The 3,918-nt window shown below is 68.9% G+C and carries 4 protein-coding genes; 1 reads left to right on the top strand and 3 read right to left on the bottom strand.

Annotated features, from left to right (window positions below; genetic code table 11):
- Positions 1 to 107: 107 nt before the first annotated feature.
- The 3 genes from serB to D474_RS0120255 form a co-directional block, all read right to left on the bottom strand.
- A complete protein-coding gene (gene serB, locus D474_RS0120265; protein WP_026118657.1) occupies positions 108 to 1,331 on the bottom strand; it encodes a phosphoserine phosphatase SerB in 1,224 nt (407 codons plus the stop codon).
- A 101-nt stretch (positions 1,332 to 1,432) separates the two neighbouring features.
- Positions 1,433 to 2,086: a DUF1707 SHOCT-like domain-containing protein gene (locus tag D474_RS0120260; protein ID WP_017615332.1), complete on the bottom strand. Its 654-nt coding sequence runs from the start codon at positions 2,084 to 2,086 to the stop codon at positions 1,433 to 1,435.
- A gap of 180 nt (positions 2,087 to 2,266) precedes the next feature.
- Positions 2,267 to 3,040, bottom strand: a complete 774-nt coding sequence (locus tag D474_RS0120255) for a hypothetical protein (protein WP_026118656.1) — start codon at positions 3,038 to 3,040, stop codon at positions 2,267 to 2,269.
- 56 nt (positions 3,041 to 3,096) lie between these two features.
- Here D474_RS0120255 and D474_RS0120250 point away from each other — a divergent pair, with 56 nt between their 5' ends.
- Positions 3,097 to 3,882 carry an ABC transporter ATP-binding protein gene (locus D474_RS0120250; protein ID WP_017615330.1) on the top strand — a complete coding sequence of 262 codons (786 nt, stop codon included), beginning with the start codon at positions 3,097 to 3,099 and terminating at the stop codon, positions 3,880 to 3,882.
- Positions 3,883 to 3,918: the final 36 nt, after the last annotated feature.

Genomic DNA, 3,918 nt, shown 5'->3' with positions numbered 1-3,918 from the left:
TTGCGGGGCCCCTCTTTTTTGTGTCTGCACTTGTGAACACGTGAAAAGTTCTTCGAGTACAGAAGAGGGGCCGCACCTCAGTGCGGCCCCTGCACGGAAGAACGTGCTCAGTCGTGCGATCCGTCGTGGCGGTCGGCCTCGTCGATCTCCTCCCGGGTGACCCCGAGGATGTAGGCGATCGTGTCCAGATAGGGCACGTTCACGGCTGCGTCTGCCTGTCGGCGCACGACCGGTTTGGCGTTGAAGGCGACACCGAGTCCGGCCGTCTGGAGCATGTCCAGGTCATTGGCGCCGTCGCCGACAGCCACGGTCTGGCTCAGTGGGACGCCGGCCTCGGTCGCGAACTGCTCCAGGGTGACGGCCTTGCCCTTGCGGTCGATGATCGGACCCAGCAGCCTGCCGGTGAGCTTTCCGTCGACGATCTCCAGCGTGTTCGCGGCCGAGTAGTCCAGACCCAGGGACTCGACGAGCCCGTCGGTGATCTGGGTGAACCCGCCGCTGACGATTCCGCATTCGTAACCGAGGCGCTTGAGAGTGCGCACCAGGGTGCGGGCGCCCGGGGTCAGCTCGACCTCGTCGCGGACCCGGTCCAACGCCGAGGCGTCCAGTCCTTCCAACAGGGCGACGCGGCGTCTGAGGGACTCCTCGAAGTCCAGTTCGCCGCGCATCGCCTCCTCGGTGACCCGGGCGACCTCGTCGGCACACCCGGCGTGAGCGGCGATGAGCTCGATGACCTCGCCCTGGATCAGGGTGGAGTCGACGTCCATGACGATGAGGTGCTTGGCGCGGCGGTGCAAGCCGCTCGCCTGGACGGCGACGTCCACCCCCTGGGTGGATCCTTCCATGGCGAGCTCGGCTCGGAGCTGCTCGGTGTCACCCCCGGAGATCTCCATCTCCACCGAGGTCACCGGATAGGCGGACAGCCGTTCGATGCGGTCGATGTTGGCGCCGGAACGTGCGACGCACGAGGTCAGGGCGCCCAGAGCGCCGGGTCGCAGAGGTGCGGCGAGCACGGTCACGTGGAGCTGTTCGCCCCCCGAGCCCTTCACCCTGCCGTTCCCTTCGGCGTACTCGACCTCCACTTCGAGGTCGATCGCGGTCTTGTCGAGGGCCGTGCGGACCTCCTCGAAGACCCGCTTGCGGCTCACCCCGGGCGCGACCCGCTCGTCCACGTCGATGACCGTGCCCAGGACCAGGCGTCCGGCGAGGACGACCTGCTCGAGGTCGACGACGGTCACGGGAAAGACGGAGAGGGTGCTCAACAGGCGTGCGCTGATGCCCGGGCGGTCGCGTCCGGTCACCGTCACCAACAACGTGGAATCATCATTCATGGCGTCATCCACGTTACTCCGGCCGAAGGTGGTGATTGCGCGCAGGGATCCCCTACCACCAGGGATGTCACTATGTGGACAGCCACTGGTCGGGGCCCGTATCAGTCCTGCTTACGGCCCTTCTTACGCTTGGGGCCCTTGGCCTTGACGTCCACACCGCCGAGCATGCAGGTTCCTGTCAGCCGGACGACGGGGGCGTTGGGGTCGACGACTTGATCGGTCCCGTGCAGGTCGGTGCCACCGAGAATCGCCGAGGTGTTGTTGATCACCCGGACCCCGTTGGGCACGGTGATGTCGACCCCGCCCATGATGACGGCGAGCTGGATGGTCACCTCGTGCTGGCTCAGGACGGCCTCGCGCAGGTCGAGTTCCACGCTTCCGCACAGCACCGACGCGTTGGTGCGGGGTTCGACCAGCCACCGGCCCTTGCGCTCGCACGCCCCGAATACCGCGACGAGATTCTCCGAGCCCTTGCTCTGTCCGGCCAGGTCGCGGGCCTCGCTGCCCAGGACCTCCATGCTGCTGGGTTCGGCGATGGAGGAGCGGTCGGGGGAGGAGAGGAAGCCGGGTGCGCTCGCACCGGGGAGGTCCTCGGTGATGGGGGCCAGCTCGCCGACGGTCTTGGCCTTGTAGAGGGTGTCGAGGCGCTCCTCGTGTTCGCTGGGGCTGAGCCTTCCCTCGGCCAGGGCCTCACGCAGCCGTTCGGCGACCTGGTCACGGTCGGCGTCTGAAGCTCGAATGTGCTCGGGCTGCATGATGGCGGGTCTCCTCTGGCTCCTGTCTGCGGGCGATGCCCCTTCGGCCACGTCCCCAGTATCGTTCTTCCCGTCTCCCGGGCGGATCAGGTATCTCCCCTGGATCAACCCGGAGTCGTTGCCCCGCCTCCCCAGGGTCCCACCGGTCCGGGCCCCGAGGAAGGGCGCGGGGCGGCACGATCAGCCGGGCCGGCCCGGCCGCAGAACAGCGGTGTGCGCGGAGACCATGGCCCTGCGTACCGCAGCGTCCAGTCGGCGCAGCGCCTCGACGCGTGTGTCGATCTGGTGGGCGCTCAGACCCCTGGCTCCCGTGGGGTCGGCCAGGTGCACGACCTTGGCCAGGCGTTCGGCCTGTGTGGCGACGCGGTGGGCACGCGGGGGGTACCCGTGCGCGAGGGGAGGGGCTTCCCTGGAACCGAGGTCGCCGAGTTCCCGGTGCACGGACGGAGCGAAGGAAGCGACATCGTCGACCCCTTCCAGGGCCTGCGTGACCTGCACGAGCGTGAGCTTCATCTCGGTCTCGGCCTCCGGGAGCGAGGGGACCTGGGGAAGGGTGTCCTCCGCCGCATACGGGGTCCACGAAACACCGGCATAGGATGAACCACGCCGGTCGGCGGAGGGCACCAGGCCCACCTGCTGATCGGTGAGCTGCACCAGTACCCCCTCTCCGGCCTCGATGGCGGCCTGGTTGAGCTCCTTGGGCCCGACGAGGCCCAAGGGATCACCCCAGGTGGGGAGCGCCAGGCGGAAGGCGGACAGACCCAGGCCACGGAGCCGTATCAGGGCCGTTCGCAGCGGGACGTCGCTGTCGAACGGCAGATCGCTTGCGGGTACTGTCCCGATCAGGTTGGGGCCACCGCGACGCTCGACCGCGTCGACGGCGTCGTCGAGCCCGACGTGTCCGGTCAGCCAGGCGTTGCCCCAGGCGACGAGCGGTGCGGACGTCAATTGCATTGCTTCAGGGTAGGGCGGCCCGTGCACCTGCGTGGGACGTGTCGTGAAGGAGGACTATGGACGGGCGAGTACTCGGTCTGGACGGAGTCACGGTTCGGCGTGGGAGAACGGAGCTGCTCAGCGGGGTCGACTGGTCGGTCCGTGAGGGCGAGCGCTGGGTGGTGCTCGGGCCCAACGGCGCGGGCAAGACCACGCTGTTGAACGTGGCCCACACGCAGCTGCACCCCACCGAGGGCCGGGTCGAGGTCCTCGAGGAGCAGGTCGGCGAGGTCGACGTCTTCGAGCTGCGCGCCATGGTGGGTTATGCCGGTGCCGCGGTGGCCGCCAAGGTCGAGGAGGGCACGACCGCCCTGGACCTGGTCGTCAGCGCCGCCTACGGGTATGTGGGCCGGTTCCGTGAGGAGTACGCTTCCCCGGACCTGGGCCGCGCGAGGACCTTGCTCGGGCACTGGGGCGTGGGCGACCTGGCCGACCGCACCTTCCACACGCTCTCGGAGGGCGAGCGCAAGCGCGTTCTCATCGCACGTGCCCTCATGGCCGACCCCGAGCTGCTGCTCCTGGACGAGCCGGCGGCCGGGCTGGACCTGGGTGGGCGCGAGGACCTGGTGCGGCGCCTGGGCAAACTGGCTCTGGACGAGGCGGCTCCCTCCCTCGTGATCGTCTCCCACCACGTCGAAGAGATCCCGGTCGGGTTCACACATGCCCTGCTGCTGCGTGAGGGTGGGGCCGTCGCGGCCGGCCCGCTCGACGAGGTCATGACCCCCGACCTGCTGTCGCAGACTTTCGGGCTCCCCCTCAAGGTGGAACGCGACGGTGAGCGCTGGACCGCGCGCGCGGCTTAGGGCTTGTTCGGCGAACACCGATCACCTGCTGCGCGA

It is taken from the genome of Nocardiopsis salina YIM 90010 (genome assembly GCF_000341025.1).
Taxonomy (GTDB): domain Bacteria; phylum Actinomycetota; class Actinomycetes; order Streptosporangiales; family Streptosporangiaceae; genus Nocardiopsis; species Nocardiopsis salina.
This window is presented reverse-complemented; position numbering and strand designations above follow the sequence as displayed.